Origin of the sequence: Paenibacillus sp. JZ16 (assembly GCF_015326965.1) — a bacterium.
Lineage (GTDB): Bacteria > Bacillota > Bacilli > Paenibacillales > Paenibacillaceae > Paenibacillus_AQ.
This window is the reverse complement of the sequence record NZ_CP017659.1, coordinates 6,517,708-6,536,227: the sequence shown is the minus strand read 5'-3', so window position 1 is coordinate 6,536,227 and position 18,520 is coordinate 6,517,708. Positions and strand designations below refer to the sequence as shown.

At 52.9% G+C, this 18,520-nt stretch carries 13 protein-coding genes; all 13 read right to left on the bottom strand.

All coding sequences use genetic code 11. The features are described 5' to 3' along the window. A complete protein-coding gene (locus BJP58_RS29145) occupies window positions 1–2,301 on the bottom strand; it encodes an HD family phosphohydrolase (protein WP_194541639.1) in 2,301 nt (766 codons plus the stop codon). A 14-nt stretch (window positions 2,302–2,315) separates the two neighbouring features. Continuing rightward, entirely contained in the window at window positions 2,316–3,287 is a 972-nt protein-coding gene (locus BJP58_RS29140; protein WP_113060209.1) for a PhoH family protein, read from the bottom strand. A 6-nt stretch (window positions 3,288–3,293) separates the two neighbouring features. After that, entirely contained in the window at window positions 3,294–4,487 is a 1,194-nt protein-coding gene (gene yqfD, locus BJP58_RS29135; RefSeq protein ID WP_194541638.1) for a sporulation protein YqfD, read from the bottom strand. After that, entirely contained in the window at window positions 4,484–4,777 is a 294-nt protein-coding gene (gene yqfC, locus BJP58_RS29130) for a sporulation protein YqfC (protein ID WP_071222936.1), read from the bottom strand. The genes yqfD and yqfC overlap by 4 nt, the downstream gene beginning before the upstream one ends. A 194-nt stretch (window positions 4,778–4,971) precedes the next feature. Continuing rightward, a complete protein-coding gene (locus tag BJP58_RS29125) occupies window positions 4,972–5,541 on the bottom strand; it encodes a hypothetical protein (protein ID WP_194541637.1) in 570 nt (189 codons plus the stop codon). Between the two features lie 18 nt (window positions 5,542–5,559). Next, complete coding sequence (gene floA, locus BJP58_RS29120; protein ID WP_071222934.1) at window positions 5,560–6,561, bottom strand: flotillin-like protein FloA; 1,002 nt, start codon at window positions 6,559–6,561, stop codon at window positions 5,560–5,562. A 94-nt stretch (window positions 6,562–6,655) separates the two neighbouring features. Next, complete coding sequence (locus tag BJP58_RS29115; protein ID WP_194541636.1) at window positions 6,656–8,017, bottom strand: NfeD family protein; 1,362 nt, start codon at window positions 8,015–8,017, stop codon at window positions 6,656–6,658. Window positions 8,018–8,277: 260 nt separating this feature from the next. Next, window positions 8,278–8,718, bottom strand: a complete 441-nt coding sequence (locus tag BJP58_RS29110; protein WP_006209020.1) for a GatB/YqeY domain-containing protein — start codon at window positions 8,716–8,718, stop codon at window positions 8,278–8,280. Window positions 8,719–8,734: 16 nt separating this feature from the next. After that, window positions 8,735–8,908, bottom strand: coding sequence for a 30S ribosomal protein S21 (gene rpsU, locus BJP58_RS29105; RefSeq protein ID WP_005547957.1), 174 nt, complete (start codon window positions 8,906–8,908; stop codon window positions 8,735–8,737). A gap of 184 nt (window positions 8,909–9,092) precedes the next feature. Then, the gene (locus BJP58_RS29100; protein ID WP_071222932.1) at window positions 9,093–9,452 is read right to left on the bottom strand and encodes a histidine triad nucleotide-binding protein; all 360 of its coding nucleotides are present in this window, start codon (window positions 9,450–9,452) and stop codon (window positions 9,093–9,095) included. Between the two features lie 272 nt (window positions 9,453–9,724). Further along, on the bottom strand, window positions 9,725–13,174 hold the full coding sequence (locus tag BJP58_RS29095; RefSeq protein WP_194541635.1) for an AAA family ATPase: 3,450 nt from the start codon (window positions 13,172–13,174) through the stop codon (window positions 9,725–9,727). After that, window positions 13,175–14,353 carry an exonuclease SbcCD subunit D gene (locus BJP58_RS29090; protein WP_194541634.1) on the bottom strand — a complete coding sequence of 393 codons (1,179 nt, stop codon included), beginning with the start codon at window positions 14,351–14,353 and terminating at the stop codon, window positions 13,175–13,177. A gap of 51 nt (window positions 14,354–14,404) precedes the next feature. After that, window positions 14,405–18,520, bottom strand: coding sequence for a helicase-exonuclease AddAB subunit AddA (addA, locus tag BJP58_RS29085; RefSeq protein ID WP_194545105.1), 4,116 nt, complete (start codon window positions 18,518–18,520; stop codon window positions 14,405–14,407).

Below are 18,520 nucleotides of genomic sequence, written 5' to 3'. Positions count from 1 at the left end.
TTATACGCTCCTTCTCTGTTCCTCACTCGTTGCCGATGTCTCGGAAGCGGTCGGGTTATCACCATTTGGCGCTGTCGGCTTGGGACGCTTCACATCCTCAGGATACTCGATCCGGGAATGGAAAATCCCCATCACCGTTTCCTTTAACGTCTTGGCGATAATGTCCAGTTCCTTCATCGTTAAATCGCAATCATTAAACTGGTGGTCATCCAGGCGGCCTTTGATGATCTTCTCGATCATCGATTCAACCTGTTCCACCGTCGGTTTACGCAATGAACGAACAGCCGCTTCCACGCTGTCGGCTATGCCGACAATCGCGGATTCCTTGGATTGAGCCTTCGGCCCTGGATAACGGAAATCATCTTCGGTGAAATCCAGTTCTATGCTCTGCTCCTCCGCCTGGCGAACCGCTTTATGATAAAAATAGTGTAAAAACGTTGTGCCATGATGCTGCTCTGCGATATCTCGTATCGGTTTAGGCAGCTTGTACTCCTTGAGCATTTCCACGCCATCCCTTGCGTGTGCAACGATAATGGATTTGCTCAGCTTCGGTTCAATGGAGTCATGCGGGTTCTCCATATTGTTCTGATTCTCGATAAAATAGATCGGACGCTTGGTTTTTCCAATATCATGATAGTAGGATCCGACGCGGCACAGCAGTCCGTTGGCGCCAATCGCTTCCGCCGCCGCTTCGGACAAGTTTCCGACCATGACACTGTGATGATAAGTGCCCGGCGTCTCCGTCAACAGTTTGCGGAGCAGCGGATGGTTCGGGTTCGATAATTCCACCAGCTTCAGTGCCGACAAAATACCGAAGGTGACTTCGAAGAACGGCATTAATCCGATGACCAGGATGGCCGTTAGCAATCCGCCCGCAATCGCAAAACCGATCGAATACAGCGTTTCACTCGTGGTCCACGTATCGTTATTGAGCAGCAGCATGATAAACACGATCAATGCGCCAAAGAGAGAAGCCATAATGCCGCCCTTCAGCATCGTCGACCGCTGGCTCGCGCGGTGAATCGAGAAGATCGCCACGCAGGAAGTCACGGCTGCGAATAACCCGAATTTGAAGTCAAACAATTCGCCTTGGACATTCAATATGACGCTTGCCATGATGCTGAAAATGATGACGCTGAAATAGGCAAGCGAGGTTTCCAGCAGCAGGGTAACCAGAATCGCGCCAATCGCAACAGGCGCAAGATATCCAACGTACATCTGGGAATCGCTTTGCAGAAATGCGGTCAAATGCATCGGAATCAGCGTGATCACATACACCAGGACCAGCATTAACAGCTGCGAGTTGTTGTATTTAAATTTGCCAGGTTCCGACTGTCTTATGAAAGTCAGTATGCCCAGCGACAGCAGGACAGACAGGAGAAGAACTCCCAGCTCCGGCCAGTAGTTAATGTCGTCCTTCAGCAGACCATTTTTGCCAAGCAGCTCGTACAGCTCCGGCGTGATAAGCTGACCCTTCGCCACGAGGATATCCCCTTGTTTGATAAATACGGGCGGAGTATTCTCCCGGGCCTCAACCTTTGCATTCTTGGTGGCAACCTCGTCATAGAATTTATTGGCCGTTATCGTTAAACTTGCCAATTCCTGAACGACTTCCCTGGCGGTCCGATCATTCAACGAGCTTGTGTTCACTCGTTCCGCCACGCGGGTACGGGCCGTATCGGCATCCACGATTTCGTTCAGCATCAGCCTGGATACAATCTCGCGAGCTACAGGCTTCATTTGAATAATATCTTCCGAATTCAGCCTCGGTATCTTAATGAACGTTTCCTCGGGGATCCGATAGGTTTGTTCTTCGATGACCCGCTGCATTTCCTGAAGCAGCTCTTTGGAATAAGCTTCATTCGTGCTGTTGGCCGACACGAAGTTTTGCACGAATTCTCGAGCCATCCTCGGAATTTCATTACGATAAATTTCGACCTTTTCGCCAGAGCTGATATCGACGTCCTGATTCAAACGTTCAATGCGGTCAAGGATTTGCGTGACCAGGACGTCATTCCGCAGAGGAACGAGAGGGTAAATCGGCTGGACGTTCTCCGCTGCCGCCTCCTGTGCCTTAAGCGTTGCCTTGCTATCCTCAATCTGCACGGGCGCTACGATGTTCTTTTCGCTTTTCGTATTGACCTGTATGTCATAGCGTTCCGGCAAAAGCTTGGATGCTAGACTGATATAAAAGAGTAAAGCAAGCAGCAAAAACAGAATATAGCGTGTTGCCACGCTATATTTCCATCCGCTGTTTTTACCCCATATGGACTTGTCCGTCGATGGTTCTTTGGAGGCCATTGCGACAATCCCCTTTAATCTTGGTTTTCTGCTGCTTTATCATAAGCGACGATGATTTTTTGTACTAAAGAGTGACGTACAACATCCTGTTCGGCAAAATAGACGAATCCGACTTCCTCAATTCCGCTTAATATCGTTTTAGCTTCGATAAGTCCTGATTTCTTGCCCCGCGGCAGGTCAATCTGGGTCACGTCCCCGGTTATGACCATCTTCGAGCCGAATCCAAGCCGTGTCAGAAACATCTTCATCTGTTCCGGCGTGGTGTTCTGTGCTTCGTCCAAAATAATAAATGAATCATCCAGCGTCCGCCCGCGCATGTAAGCAAGCGGCGCAATTTCAATCAATCCACGCTCCAGCGCCTTGGCCGTTTGATCCGGGCCCATAACATCGTATAAGGCATCGTACAATGGTCTGAGGTAAGGATCAACCTTCTCCTGCAGATCACCCGGCAGGAAGCCCAGGCTCTCTCCAGCCTCTACTGCCGGCCTTGTCAGAATGATCCTTTTGACGGATCCTTCCTTCAGCGCGGCAACAGCCAGAACGACAGCCAAGTAGGTTTTCCCTGTTCCGGCAGGACCGATACCGAATACAACATCCCGCTTTTTGATGGTGGTCACATAGTGCTTCTGACCGATGGTTTTTACACGAATAGGCTTGCCCTTGAAGGTTGTCGTAATTTCGCCCTTGTACAGATCCAGCAATTGATCAGCTCTCAGATCCTTGGCGAGTTCTACAGCATAAAGGATATCACGCTCGGTCAAAATGTAGCCGTTGCGCACAAGCTGGAGCAGCACTTCAAACAGCTGCTGAAGACTCTCCACATTCCGATGTTGCCCACGAATCGTGATGACCGCTTCCCGTGAATCTATCGTCGCAGGAATTTCTTTTTCGATTAATTTCAGAAATGTATCTTGTGGTCCGAATAACGACAGACCTTCTGACGCGCTTTGAAGTAAAATTTGAATGCTGGTCGTTTGCTGTGACAAATAGCCTCATTCTCCTTGATCGTATACTATGGGAAGTTCTTTCGCGATGGTCTCTTCCACCTCAAAAAGCACTTTCATATAAACTTTACCATTCTCTTTCTTATCATGCAAAATTTTTTGGCTTACAAATCTTGAATCGGTCCCATATTTCGCCAAAATATCCCGGCGTGCCCCCTCGATTCCCTCTTTTTTCGCTTCATCCTCGCTTATGGTCCGCTGCACCTCGGTAACCTCCATGATTTTTTCCGTCATCCAGCCCAGCGGAAGCACGCGCGTCCTCCACGTAAGCGGATCATAGAAGGTCAAGGTCTCCTGCTGTGAAAACGGAATATCCCCGTAGCCCCACAGCTGGACGGCCCGATCGCCAAATACGATATACGAACGCTTCTTACCTTCCCCCGTATACACCTTATGGGTCTTCACCAATGGGATTTCGATATCGTATTCATGCCATACAAGGCCTTTTACTTCCCCTTTGGCTACAATTCGTTCCGAATTTTCCTCGTCCCCAAGGACACCGGAAATCAGAATGTCGCCTTTCTTCACCCGGCTGTTAATCCCTACTTTAGGGACCCCCTTCTCGGCGTAAATATGGGTGATCACAGCGTCCTGCGTACTGATTAGATGCCTCGGGCTCTGGAGCGGCGGTTTCTCCGGTACGGCCGCCTCTACGATCTGGATGCGAATGCGCGTCCCGTTGCGTTCCACCCCTACCCATGAAGTTCCCGGGAGGCGGGCGGTCATATTTCCGGACAGCTTGTCCATCGATTGCAGCTTGAATATCCACTGAAACGGATAAATGCCTTCCAACTTGGCCGCATCAAGCACATCTTCCGAAGCGATGGTTTCATTCCCCTCGACTTCCACGTTCCACACCATCGAGGAAAGCGTGAGCAGGATCATAAAAAACGCAACAATGCCGATAACAAACGCTTTGCGTTTCAACAGGCGGCGAGCTTTGAAGGGGTATCCGTAACGCCCCTTGATCCGCGTACGGCAGCCTGTCCGTTTTAACAGTGGACGGAGCCCTTTGAAATCCTTCAGCAGCAGCTTAAGCTCTGCTGAGTAGGCCCCTGTCGGTGTTACATCCCAAACTGGAATCCCCGCCTCCGCCAATGAATTGATGAATGCTTCCACATGCTCACCGCGAACAGCGAGCTTCAAATACCCTCGAAGATGGATCATCGTCGGAATTTTCACGGTTTCTCCCCCGTTCCTATGTATTGAATATGATGAATGGTGCCAATGATGGTCACTTCATGGCTTTGAATAGCCTGAATCGCAAGTCCGGTCCCCGAAATCTCCAAAGACCCCTGCGTTAAAGACAACACAAGTCGTTCCTCGGAAAAATGCCGGACTCCGCGATGATTTTCGATATGCAGCTCTTTATTGCCAATCAGGGTCAACCGCGGCAAATCAAATAACAGGTCCTGTGGCAAATCAAGCATTTCTTGGGTCCATTTCTGCAGCTTGCGGCTGATGCGGGACATATGGAGACTTTCCCCCTTCCTGTACTGTACACCTTATGCCCCAGAAAGCCGTTTTATGAGATCAAAAGTAAAAAGACCGCCCCGTCAAAAAAATCCGACAAGGCGGTCTCCCGCTTCTATGAATCTATGAATTGTATTTTTACGCATATCTTATTCAAGTTATCGGGTCGAATGTCCCTTAAGAATCCGCCAAATTAACGACGAGGATTCATGGGGCGCTTGGCACGCGGAGTTCCCAGAATTTCGGCCCAAACAATGCCGTTTCGAGCTTGCTCTGCAAGAAACGATCCACTGCCCCTGGACTGTTCATGATCTTCATCCCGGCTTTCGACAACCGTTTCTGGCAATGCGATGGTCATCCGGTTCAAATTCGAGTGAATTCGGTTCAAATCCTTCTCCATCATCTCGAGTCTATGATCTATGCTGTCAGGTCGAGACCTCATCTCTTCCTCACGTCTGGCTCGGTCAATCTCTTGATGTTCAAGAGAGTATCCGTTGCCGGTATCCATTTCTTCTTCATCCATCCGCTCGATCCGGGTGCTTTCCTGAACAGGTGCCGGACGGGAGACTTGCGGAGTCGTCTGTACCCGTCTTGCTTCAGGCCGCTGCTGCCCCGGTCTTGCAGGACGGTCCCCTTCGCCGCCGAAGGACGGCATACGGGGATTCTTCCCCTCCTCAGGGTTCTTCCCGCGTCTTCCGAGGGCGGAGATGATGAAGAAGCCTATAACAGCTACAATGTAAAAATTTTCGATTAACCAGCTCACTATAGGCTCACCTCATCGTTACTTGGTTTTGTTGTCTCCGGAATTGTCATTATTCTCACCCATCTTACCGAAGGAACCCCTCATCTGCGTGTCGGCTTCGATATTCTTCAGGTTCATATAATCCATCACGCCCAATTGGCCGCTGCGAAGCGCTTCAGCCATAGCCAGCGGAACTTGGGATTCCGATTCCACAACGCGTGCTCTCATCTCTACGACGCGAGCCTTCATCTCTTGCTCTTGGGCTACCGCCATCGCGCGGCGTTCTTCCGCCTTCGCCTGGGCAATACGCTTATCGGCTTCCGCCTGTTCGGTCTGCAAGTACGCGCCGATGTTTTTGCCTACATCCACGTCCGCGATATCGATGGACAGAATTTCAAATGCTGTTCCCGCGTCGAGTCCCTTGGACAAAACCGTTCTCGAAATCAGATCCGGATTTTCAAGAACATCTTTATGCGAATTACTGGAACCTACCGTCGTTACGATCCCTTCGCCGACACGAGCAATAATCGTCTCTTCGCCAGCACCCCCGACCAAACGGTCAATGTTGGCACGAACGGTAACACGAGCCTTAACCTTCACTTCAATACCGTCTCTAGCAACAGCTGCTACAACCGGTGTCTCGATAACACGCGGGTTAACGCTCATCTGAACAGCCTGCAGAACATCGCGTCCTGCCAGGTCAATCGCAGCAGCTCTTTCGAATTCGAGCGGAATATTCGCACGCTGGGCTGCAATCAAGGCATTAACCACCCGGTCAACGTTACCGCCAGCGAGATAGTGACTCTCGAGTTGGTTAATATTCAGGCCTAGACCTGCTTTTGTCGCCTTGATGAGCGGATTCACGATCCGGCTCGGCGTTACGCGCCGCAGTCGCATGGCCACCAACGTAATAATCCCGATGCGAACGCCGGAAGCGATCGCCGAGATCCAGAGCATTAACGGAAAGAAACTGAAAAACACGCTTAGCACAATGATCGCGACAACCCCGATTAGTAGTACTGGTATCAAAGAACCATCCATATTTACTTCACCCTCCATTTTTAAAATATTTACGCTTCTCACTTGAACGCTTAAACATTAGCCCTTTTAATACTACACAATTCTGTGACGAGGTTCACCCTTTTTCTTCCTCTACGACAATTCTGGTGCCGTCCGTCTTGATGACACGGACCGGACGACCGGAATCGATAAAACCTCCAAGGGTAACTACATCAAGGCGTCGTCCCTCAAGCTCCATCGTTCCAGCCGGTCGCAGCGGCGTGATCGATGTGCCGACCAGACCGATAAGTACATCCCGGTCTTCATTCGGAACATACCCCTGCTCCTTCGATAAGCTGTCACTGAGTATGAACTTCCGCCATATTCCCCGTTCCTTAAATACGAGAGCGACCACGATGATAGCCACCAGAGCACAAGCCGCCCCAATACCTAGGGATAGAGCCACATGAGACGTGCTGTAGGCCGCCATAACAACGCCGGCAATCAAGCTGGCTGATCCTATGATGCCCAGTATCCCGAAGCTTGGCACAAACAGCTCCATCGCCAGCATCACGATACCGATCACAAACAGCAGCCAGTTCTCCCAACCGGCAAATCCTGCGACCTGGTTACCGAAGAAATACAGCACAAATGCGGTCACCCCTAAAATTCCCGGCACACCAAAACCCGGAACTATCACTTCGATAATGACACCTGCAATACCGATGAAGAGCAGGAGCGCCATGACACCGGGATGCGTGAGGAAGGTAGCCAGCTTCTCTGAGAAGGTCTGCTCCATCCGAAATATGTCCTGCGTGGAGTAGTCCATCCACGTGATGACTTCTTCTGTGCTGTTCGCAATCGTATCCGCATAACCCGTCTTCAGCGCTTCATCATGCGTCAACGATATGATCTCCCCGGGTTGCTTTGTCAATCCGATGTCAGGTAGATCAATCTTCATCTTGAGATCAGCCATCCCCTTGGCAATCTCCGGATTTCGACCTGAAGCTTCAGCGGCACTCGCCATGCTTGTTTTCCACCAGGAAACCATCTTGGCATCCTCGATCGGATTCCCCCTGGCATCCACCATATAAGCCGCGCCAATCATGGTGCCTTCCGCCATGGCAATCTTGTCTGCGTTCAGCGCAATGTAACTCCCAGCAGATGCGGCATCACCCGTGATGTAAGCCACAATCGGAATATCGCTGGCCTTCATCAAGGATGCAATTTTACCCGCTTGGTCGACCAGGCCTCCCGGCGTATCAATTTCCAGGATGATCAGTCCGGCCCCCATCTTCTCGGCTTCCTTAAATCCACGCTCCATGAAGCTGGTTAAGCCGCGCTCGATCTGCTGCTTGACCGGAATGACATACACCGATCCGATGTTAGCAGCCACCGCGGATTTCATCGGACCTACATACATACCGATCGATATCAGCATCATAACGACGGCTGCCGTGAATGTCAGGAATTTGCGGATCCATAACGGTCTGCTCATCTGTTCCCCTCCTTTTCGACGTATTAAGCCATCTGTACCCCTATACTTCGACAAAACGGGTTCAGCGACCTGCCTTTTGCATAAGCATATGTATCTATCTGCCCTCATATGGTAGTTACTACGAATCAGAAACGATTTCGTTTCAAAAAGTATGCCCATCCTTAGAAAAAACCATCGCAAAGAGGCGGTTCATGAATACATCCCCCAGATAAAAAGAAAAAACACCCCTTGAGAAAACAAGGGGTGTTTCACTTATGTTGTTACAGAAATTGTTGAACAACTTGATTGACAAGCTTTCCATCTGCACGCCCTTTAACTTTCGGCATGAGAGCGCTCATTACTTTACCCATCTCGGCTTTTGAAGAAGCACCGGTTTCCTGGATGGTCTGCTGTACAATGACTTTAATTTCTTCTTCAGTAAGCTGTTCCGGGAGGTAGGCGCTTAGGAGCTCAATTTCTGCTTTTGCATCGGCGGCAAGATCGTCGCGTCCCGCTTTTTCAAATTCTTGGAGGGCATCTTTGCGCTGTTTGATTTCACGACTAAAAATATCAAGCACTTCGTTGTCATCCAAACTTCGTTTCAAATCTATTTCAAGATTTTTTATCGTCGAACGAACCATTCGAATCGTTGAGAGTTTGAACTTGTCCTTACTCTTCATCGCTTGCTTCATATCTTCGTTCAATCGTTCGCTAAGATTCATGCTAGTTCAGATCCTCCTAAAACTTTCTCTTACGAGCAGCCTCGGACTTTTTCTTGCGCTTTACGCTTGGCTTTTCATAATGCTTGCGTTTCTTCACTTCAGCCAATACGCCATCTTTAGCAATGGAACGCTTGAAGCGACGAAGTGCAGCATCAATTGTCTCGTTTTTGCGAACTTTAGTTTCAGACACCAGTTTTCCCTCCCTCCGACCAGACCGTCCAAGAGCATTAACACGGTTCATCAAACTTCATTATAGGGCAAACGGAAATAAGGTGTCAACCTTAGGCGTCTATTTTACAATAGTCTCAGGAATTGGAACAACCCCGCAGCGACGTTCCGCTGCGAGGCTGATCTATTTCTTCATTGGCCTGATGTTATGTATGCGCGGGCGAAATGCCTGTTAAAGCGCCTAAACGGCGACCGCCCATCAGATGATAGTGCACATGAAACACCGATTGTTCCCCATCAGGTCCGCAGTTGTTAATTAACCGATAACCGCTTTCCGCAATGCCCAGCTTGGCAGCGGCTTCTTTCGCCGCTTTGTGCATCTCGCCAATCAGCAGCAAATCTTCATCCTGAATATCGTTCATGGATGCGATATGCTTCTTGGGAATAATCAGAACATGAACCGGCGCCTCCGGGTTAATGTTTTGAAATACAAGCACCTTATCATTCTCGAGTACTTTCGTGGAAGGAAGCTCCCCTTCTACGATTTTACAAAAAAGACAATCCATCACGGTTACCCCTTTCATACGTTTACATGCTTTTATCATATAAGAAATTAGGCAGTGCGTCCAATGAGATGACATTAAGGCATACACAAAAAAAGAGAAGCACCACTGGAACGCAGCTGTCCAGTAAGGAGGCGCTTCATCACGAGAGCAAGAGAAAAGATTGGAATCTCTCATGATCAAGCGCCTGCCCGGTGCTTCTTAACTATGTCGGCTTATCTGTACTATAACAGCGCCATGTAGCTGTTTCCGTGATGTAGATCACATCAACCGTGCTACATCGATTCGATCGCAAGCTGCGATCCGGCTCCCGCTTGCTCCGCCGGCCGTACGACCAGCTTCCGCGGCAGACGCGCCCGAAGCTCGGGCACATGACTGATGATGCCAACGGTCAGCTTATCGGTATGGAGCCGCTCAAGCGCGGTGATGACCGTTTCCAGCAGCTCCGGATCCAGCGTGCCGAACCCTTCGTCGAGGAAAAAGAACTGCAGCGGATATTGCCCGCGCAGCTGAATCTGTGCCGAGAGTGCCAAAGCCAAGGCCAATGAGGTCAGAAATGTCTCGCCGCCCGATAACGTGGATACCGGACGCCGGACGCCGCCGTTGGCATCGTCCCGAATGACGAAGCCTCCACCGGAATCCACCTCAAGCGAATAGCGCTGCTTGGTTAAATAACGAAGACGCTGGGAAGCCGACTGACTCACCTGCATCAGCTGTTCTTCCGCAATATATTCAACAAATGCGTTTCCACGCAAGCAGGACTGCAATTTGGACAAGCGCTCGCTCTCTCGTTGAAGGTTAAGACGCTGCTCTTCCAATTCCATAAACCGGATGTGACGTTTGTTCAGGTCCTCCAAGTCACGCTCGGCTCGGGCTCTCGCCTGAAGGGCCTCCTCATCGGCTGTACGGGCCGCCTGAAGCTCGGCTGTGCACCGTTGCCACTCCTCTTCATGAAAAGGGCTCGCACCAAGCTTCTGCTCGACGTCGCGAAGCCTCAGCGTCCATTCCCGCTGTCCTTCCCGATGGGCTTTCACTAACTGTGCGCATCGTTCACTTTCTTCCGCACTTAGACAGGCTTCCAGGACGGCAAGCTCCGTAGCGAACGGTGAGGCTGCCAGCTGGTTCTCCCAGGCAAGCTTGGCAGCTTGGTGCTGCTCCTGCGCAGACCTCTCAGCCTGTTCTGCAAGAGCCGCTTCCTTGGCTGCATGCTGAGCCTTTTCTTCTGCCTTCCTGCACTCGCTTCTGGCTTGTTCAGCAGCTTCCTTCAGCAGGGTCATTCTGGACCGGCATTCTCCGAGCAGCTCTTCAGCCGACCGGTCGCCGATCCATGCCCGGAGACGCTCTTCCTTATCCTTCAGTCCATCCGCCTTTCCCTCACGCTGAGCATCCCATTGAATCAGCAGCTTCTCCAGCTCACGAAGCTGCTGCTCCAAGCGAAGGACGGCCTGCTTCTTCTCCTCAATAAATGGAACGCTGCGCTCCAGCCCTTCCTTTATGGACTCGGCTTCCGCATCCTTCTCTTGCATGAGCTGAAAACGGCCGGCTGCCTCCTCCAGAGAAAAATCCGGCTTGACTTCCTGCCAGGAGGTTAAAATGCCTTCAGCTTCAGCTTCCAGTCCTGCCAGCTGATCCCGAAGTTGGTTCCAAGTCATTTGACCATTCTCAAGCGCAGCGCTCTGTTTCATAAGCTCCTGCTGGCATGTGAAGAGGCTCTGCTGTACCTTGGAGGCTTCCGTACGGCATTGCCCGATGGCTGCAGCCTGGGTTGCGGCTGCTTTTATGAGCCATGCCGTGTCTGAAGCCAGCTTTTCTACATCGTACGGTTGATCAGCGGCTGGTATCGTTGACACTGCTGCCTCCATCCATCCTTGTTGCTCCTGCCCGGCTAGTTTGACGGCAAGCAGCTCGTCATCTGCATACGGCTCAATCTGCGAACGCGTTTGGCTTGCCAGCGCCTCCGCTTCGTTAAGCTGCCCCCGCAGGGTTAATCTGGCCTCCTGGATCTGATGAGTGATCTGTGCCAGCTGATTCATGGCCTCATCAAGATGATCTTCAGGGTGCCCTGATGAGGCAGCAGGATGAGGATGATGTTCACTTCCGCAAACCGGACAAGGAGCTCCTTCCCGAAGCTCGGCGGCGAGCGAAAGGGACAGCGCATGAAGCTGCTTGTTGCGAAGCGAGTCGCTCATCGCCTGGTTTACCTGAGCTGCCGCGGCCGCCATCCGGTCGGCAAACGACGAGGCTTCGGCTGCATCACGCTGCAAGCTGTCAGCTTGCACGGAGAGCTGTATGTAGTGCCGCTGCAATTCTTGCTCCTGCTTCTGCAGGGCAATAAGGCTTGCTTCTTGCTCCTTCAGCTTGCTCTCCTGCGATTTTAACTCGAGCTCAGCCTTTTGCTTCCGTCTGCCGGCCGACTCAAGGGCTTGGACCTTCTGCATCGCCATATGAAGCGCTTGACGCTCACCAGAGCGGATCTCAAGCCCTTTCAGCTTGGTCTGCAGCTCCTCCTGCCGCTTTTGCCCCCGTTCGAGCAGTACCTGCTCCTTCTGCAGTTGGGCAGTTACTCCATCAAGCTCTTTGCGTGCGTCCACTCGCTGTGCATCCAGCCTAATCAGTTCTTCGCGTAATCCATCACGTTCCCGCTGCAATAAAACAGCCTGCTCCAGCTGCTGCTCCCGAAGCACCAGCTTCGGCTCCTCGGCCCGAAGAGCTGCCTGGGCAGCTTCATCCGCCTTGACGGCTTGCTCGGCCGCGTTCTGAGCGGATGCGGCTTGCGCGGTGAGTCCTTCGGCAATCTGCCTCCGATGATCCCAGACCTTGCCGGATTCGCGCCAAGCTTCCAGCGCAGGAAGAACTGCGGCTGCCGCCCCTGTCAGCTCAAGCCGTCGTTCCAACTGCTTCATCTCTTCCTCATGAAGGGCAAGTTCATCCAGCTTCCCTTGGAGCCGCCGTTTTTCCATATCCAACTCACGGATTTTCCCCATAGCTTCATGGGCTTCGATGGCGGCCTGGAGAAGATTCCGGGATGACGCCGCGTGTTTCTTGGCTTCTTCCAGCACCGTAGTCGCTTCCGCCAGAGCTTCTTTGCCTGCACTGCCCAGCCCTTGCTGTTCAGCTTCGACGGATTTCAGCGAACCCTCTGTATCCTTCACGCGGCGGCTGAGCTTGATCGCAAGCTGGTCTCCGTACCGTTCCAAATGAAACAGCCGCTGAAGCATCTGCCGACGCTCACTCCCCTTCAGGGAGAGGAATTCAGCAAACTTACCTTGAGGAAGAACGACCGCACGGGTGAAATCATCCATTTTAAGTCCGATTTTCTCTTCTACGCAGCGGGTGACTTCGGCCAGTTTATCCGCCATCACCTGGTCCCCATCGGGGGTAACTTGGATAAACCGACTCACTGTATTGCTGATGGAGAGCTCATTGACCCGTTTGAATCGGCGCTCTACCCGGTATCGCTCCAGTCCGGCAGCGGAGGACAACTCAAACGTAAAAGAGACGGACAAGCTGTCCTCCGAATGGTTCATGATGCCCTGGGTTCCGTTAACCGCACGCTCCACCTTTCCGTACATGGCTAAAGTAATAGCATCCAGCAGTGTGGATTTCCCGCTTCCCGTCGGTCCGAAAATACCGAAGAGTCCGGTTTCGCACAACGTCTCAAAATCAATCTCCTGCGGTTCTCGATAACTCTGCAGTCCGGATAATTTCAACAAGATCGGTTTCATCTACGACTTCACCTCCGTCCCGTCAGGCTCCTCTTCCTCTACAAGCTCCAGAAACAAATCGACCAGATGATCCTCGGGCTCCGCCCCGCCGGTTTGCCGCTGGTAGAACTTTCGGAACAGGTCCGGCAGCGGCAGCCGGGAGCGCTCGCTCTCCAGCTCCAGCGCCTCCATCTCCGGGTAAACCGGACGAATGTGAACAATGCCGTCCCTGCTCTTTCGAAGTCGCTGAATGTCGGCAAGCCCCATGGCCTCCGTTAGGGATACCTCCAGATCTATGAATGCTTCAGGATCACGCCCCTCATCCAGCCACCGATACACTTCTTCCAGGCCGCCTTTGGCCTTCCAGCGAACAAGCGGGCGGCCGCTGCTAATAAACAGCTCCTCGATCACGGGGGCTCCTCCTGGCGATACGTCAACCAGGGTCACCGATTTGGCCTGTCCCGCTTCCGAGAAGCTATAGGCCAGCGGTGAACCGCTGTAGCGGATGATCCCCTCCCCTTTTACTGCCTGAGAACGATGCAGGTGGCCAAGGGCCGTGTAGGATGCACCTACAGAAAGTGCCAACGGGTCAACCGTGTACGCTCCACCGACCTGAATCGGTCGCTCGGAATCGCTCTCGACGCCGCCAAGCACATAGATATGGCTCATGGCCAGATTGACCGTCTGCGGAGAAAAATCCCTCGCCATCTTCCTCATCAGTTGTCCGACTCTCTCGCTATAGGCACGCCGGAGCTGATCCTCATCTCCATCGATCGAAAGCAGCTCATTGAGCCTGGCCTCCGACGGATAAGGGAGTGCCGCAATCTTGGCTGTTTCCCCGGTACGTGCCGCTGCAACCGTAACCGCATCGGCAACAGGTGTCCCGATCAGCGTTATGCCTCTGGTTGCAACAAGCGGCGTGACCGATGCAACCCGTTCCGGTTGATCGTGGTTGCCTGCAATGACCACCATGGGGCGCCCCCCCTCCGTAAGCCTGGCGGCCGCATCGTAGAACAACTGCTCTGCTGCCGCAGGCGGATTTACGGAATCATAGACGTCCCCCGCCATGAGGATCAGATCCGCCTGCTCTTCATCTGCCAGCTTAACCAGCTCATCCAGAAAGCGCTCCTGCTCGGCAAGCCTGCTCCGGCCTTCGAGCGTGCGTCCCAGATGCCAGTCTCCGGTATGCAAAATACGCATCGCTAATCTCCTCTCCCGCTTCAAACTTCTATATCAAATCAATAGAATTGACTATAGTTGAACGGCATGTCCCCCATCAAAAAAGTACAGCCATTTTTCATGAATGGGCTCGCCTAAAATATCCTCCAAGGCCTTCGCATATAGATCCAGCTGAAAGCGATACTGCTCGGCCAAGGCCGTAACGCCCCCGCGATGCTCCAGCACCCGGTCTGTTTTATAATCCAACAGCACAAGCCTTCCGTTATGCCTGAACAGGCAGTCCACAACCCCTTGGATCAGGACGGTTTCGTCCTGAAGGAGCTGCACATCCGGGGCTGCTTGGCCCGCTTGGTCCGAGATTTGGTCCATGAAAGCGAGCCCTTGATAAGCTTCAGCTGCCGGGAGTGCATATGAAAACGGCATCTCGCGCCAGACATCCTCTGCATTCAGCAGCTGCTTCCCTACCTCGCAATCAAAAAGGCCGCTGATCTCCTGAGCTTCCACCGCGGTTGCCTGCTCACCGGTTATGATTTCTTTTTCTACAAGATAGCGGATCGTGTCTTCGATCTCCGGCGTCGGTTCCGCAGCTCCCTCCAGTCGTTGAAGAGGCACATGCTGCATGATCGTATGATACACGGTTCCCCGTTCCGCGGGTGTCAGCTTCGTTGACTCCATAAATTTCGGCCGCCGCAAGTTCAGTGTGAAGGAAGCGTCTCCCCCGATATTTTCCTTGCTCTGACGTTGTACAGCCTGCTCCTGAAGCAGATCCAGGGAGGGGCTGTCCTGTAAGGCAAGCAGCTTCTTCATCTCCGTTACGGACGTTTTGGCGGAGATTTGACTGACCGTTTCATATCGATAACTCCAAGACAAACGCTCATAGATGCCTGCACGTTGACCGTCTCCACCCTTATCTTCCGCTTCGACGATACCAGTCACCGGAACAATCGGGTCGAGCTTGCGCAGGGCACTCAGCTTATTCATCCGATCGTCGCTATCCGCCCGCGTGTCTTCCTCAATGCCGGTCATGCCCTGCGCCAAGGATTCCGGCGTCTCGATCGAAAATATCCATTGCGATCGATCTTCCCCCAACACGCGTGAGCTTGTCTCCCCGGATAAACCCGCTTTTTCGCGGAGCACACCCGCGGATGGATGGCGAATCACGGCCGGGCCGATCCAATCCAAGTAACTCCGGCCCCGGGCAAGGACGTAATCCGGCAGAAGAAGCTCCGGGTTAAAGTCGGCTTGTGCCCACACAGTTACCTTTTTCGGCAAATCCTTCACCGTGCCGACCAGGATCATTTTCTCTTTAGGCCGGGTAAGGGCAACGTAAAGCACACGCATCTCCTCAGCCAGCAGCTCCAGCTGTGACCTGCGCCGGATCGCCAGATTAGGCAGCGTCGGATAGCTAACGCGCATGCCTTCATCCACAAACTTCGGTCCAAAGCCTAGCTCCTTATGCATCAGGAAAGGGGAATTCAAATCCTGCTGGTTGAAATTTTTGGATAATCCCGCTACAAAAACGACCGGGAACTCCAGCCCCTTACTCTTGTGGATGGTCATCAGGCGCACCGCGTTGCCCTGACTTTCCGTACCGCCGGCCGTGCCGAGATCCCCGCCTCGCTCCCGTAGCCGGGAGATAAAGGTCAGGAAGCGGAAGAGCCCTCTGGAGGCTGTATCCTGTTCATACTGCACGGCCCGGTCATACAAAGCAGTCAGATTGCCCTGACGCTGCTTGCCACCGGGCAGACCGCCGACCCAATCCAAATAGCCCGTTTCACTGTAAATTCGCCAGATCAGATCGCTCAAACTTCCTTGGCGGGCTTCCTGCCGCCAGCGCTGAAGCCAATCCATAAACAATCCGAGCTTTGAGCCAAGCTCCGGGGATATCTCGATATTCTGACCTTCCGCTGATGGCGGAGCATCCGAAAGAAGGCTGCCAACCACAAGCTCATGACCTGCTGCCGCTTCGGCCAAGCCTTCCAGTTCTACGCCTGGGGTCCATTTGCCATCCACTAAGCCCACAGGGCGCGCCGAATCCATGACCGACGGGACGCTGCTTAACGCGACTGCCGCTTGAAGCGCATCGTAATAAGTCCCTTTGGCACACAGGCGCACCTGTGCCATCTCTTCCTCGGATAATCCGAGGATGGGCGAGCGCAATACGGAAGCCAGGGGAATATCCTGCCGAGGATTATCAATCACCTGCAGCAGCGATAAGATGATCTCCACTTCCGTCGCCTGAAAATATCCTTTGTTCTGCTCGCCAAACGCCGGAATTCCTTCCTGACGCAGCTCCTCTATAATTAACGGTGCCCATACCATGGCTGAGCGCAGCAAAATAACCATGTCCCCGTACCCCGCGGGCCGCATCGATTTCAGTCCCTTATCGTACACCATGAGCGGCTTCCCGCTTTCGCCTGTCATCTCACGGATTCTGCGGGCAATGGCGCGAGCCTCCAACTGGGCGGTTTCCATTTCAAGCGCCTCAACCTCAAGATGAGCCCCGTCTTCCTCGGAAGCCGAGTCTTCGGACTGCTCCTCCCCCCCTTTTCCAAGGCGGTCAATCAGTAGCAATTCAGGGATGTAAGGGTTCGTCCCATCCTGAATCTCCTGCTCCGGAAAGGAAGCGCCGCATACAAGCTCAGCCCGGGCATCATAGGCAATCTCGGCTACGGATTCATTCATGATCTGCCGGAACAGCAAATTGACGGCATCCACCACTTCCATCCGGCTGCGGAAATTACGGGCCAAATCAATCCGAATGCCGGCTTGAGCCGTGCTCGCGTCGGAAGAGAACGTCTTATATTTATCGAGAAACAGTCCCGGCTCCGCCAAGCGGAACCGATAAATACTCTGCTTCACGTCTCCGACCATAAACCGGTTGCCCGGCATTTCCCGGGAGATCAATCGTACAATGTCTTCCTGTACGCTATTCGTATCCTGATATTCGTCGAGCAGCACTTCATCAAACTGCTCGCGATATTCCATCGCCGCATCGGAAGGCATCATATGGCCCGGCACGGAATCGGGGTGGCGAAGAATATGGAGGCAATAATGCTCAAGGTCGTTAAAGTCGACCATGCCTTTGGCTGCCTTGGCCTCCCGGTATCGCTCGCCAAAAGCGATAACCGTCTCGGCCAGCTCCATCATCAGCGGCGCTGCCGTGTGAAGTTCCTGTAAAAACTCCGATGCCGGACGGCCAAACAATGCACTTTTCAGCTCGTTAACAATTTTCTTCACGTTATCGCGCAATTCCTTAACCTGTTCCTGGAGCTCCGGCAGCACCTCATCCTTCCGAACGGATTTGAGCTTGCCGAAAGACGCCTCGCGGAAAATGCCGTACAACGATTCCCACGGCGAAATATCGATGGCCTCGAGCAGGGAGACGACGAGGCGCAAGTCGTCATCCAGATTGTCCACATACGGCGCAGGACCTCCCGGCTGCATCGCGATTGCTCTGGCTTGTTGCAGCAAGCCAGCTGCTCCATTCAAGGCCAACCGCGCATCCGCCAATATGCTTTGAACCCATGGCGTTTGCCCAAGAGCCTCCGTATCTTGCACCTGGAAGCCGGCAGCCGTTTCCCTAAGCCAATGTGCCGGCCAAGAATGGCTGCGGGAGAAATCGTAGAGACGCTGCACGAGTCGGTACAGCGCGTCATCTGTTCGCTCGCCGCTAAACCAGTCCGCCAATCTTACAAAACGGCTCTCCGAATCGTCCTCGGCCTCGCCGTATTTCTCTTCGAACAGCTCCTCCAGCAAATCCTGCCGCATTAAATCCGCCTCATGTTCATTCAGAATGCGGAATCCCGGATCCAGAGGTATTAACTGATAATATCGCCGAATGACTTCCATGCAAAAGGAATGCAGCGTTGTAATCGACGCCCTGCCAAGCAAAGCGAGCTGGCGCCGAATATGCTCGTTGTCCGGATCCCGGTCCAGCTCACGGTCAAGCGCTTCCCGGATCCGTCCCCGCATTTCGGCAGCCGCTGCCTTGGTAAACGTAGCCACAAGAAGCCGGTCAACGCTGAACCCCGCGGAATCGTCGAGGATTTTGCGAATGATCCGTTCAACCAGCACGGCGGTCTTCCCTGAACCAGCCGCAGCTGCAACCAACATGTCATCGCCCGAGAGCGCGATGGCTTTCCACTGGTCGTCACTCCACATGCTGCCCTCAGGTTTTGCTATCAT

Coding starts and splice junctions, on each gene's coding strand:
- floA (WP_071222934.1), bottom strand. CDS start 6,561: ATGGATGGTTCTTTGATACCAGTACTACTAATCGGGGTTGTCGCGATC.
- BJP58_RS29095 (WP_194541635.1), bottom strand. CDS start 13,174: ATGAAACCGATCTTGTTGAAATTATCCGGACTGCAGAGTTATCGAGAA.
- BJP58_RS29110 (WP_006209020.1), bottom strand. CDS start 8,718: ATGAATCTTAGCGAACGATTGAACGAAGATATGAAGCAAGCGATGAAG.
- BJP58_RS29115 (WP_194541636.1), bottom strand. CDS start 8,017: ATGAGCAGACCGTTATGGATCCGCAAATTCCTGACATTCACGGCAGCC.
- BJP58_RS29100 (WP_071222932.1), bottom strand. CDS start 9,452: ATGGATTGTCTTTTTTGTAAAATCGTAGAAGGGGAGCTTCCTTCCACG.
- BJP58_RS29145 (WP_194541639.1), bottom strand. CDS start 2,301: ATGGCCTCCAAAGAACCATCGACGGACAAGTCCATATGGGGTAAAAAC.
- yqfC (WP_071222936.1), bottom strand. CDS start 4,777: ATGTCCCGCATCAGCCGCAAGCTGCAGAAATGGACCCAAGAAATGCTT.
- BJP58_RS29090 (WP_194541634.1), bottom strand. CDS start 14,353: ATGCGTATTTTGCATACCGGAGACTGGCATCTGGGACGCACGCTCGAA.
- addA (WP_194545105.1), bottom strand. CDS start 18,520: ATGATAGCAAAACCTGAGGGCAGCATGTGGAGTGACGACCAGTGGAAA.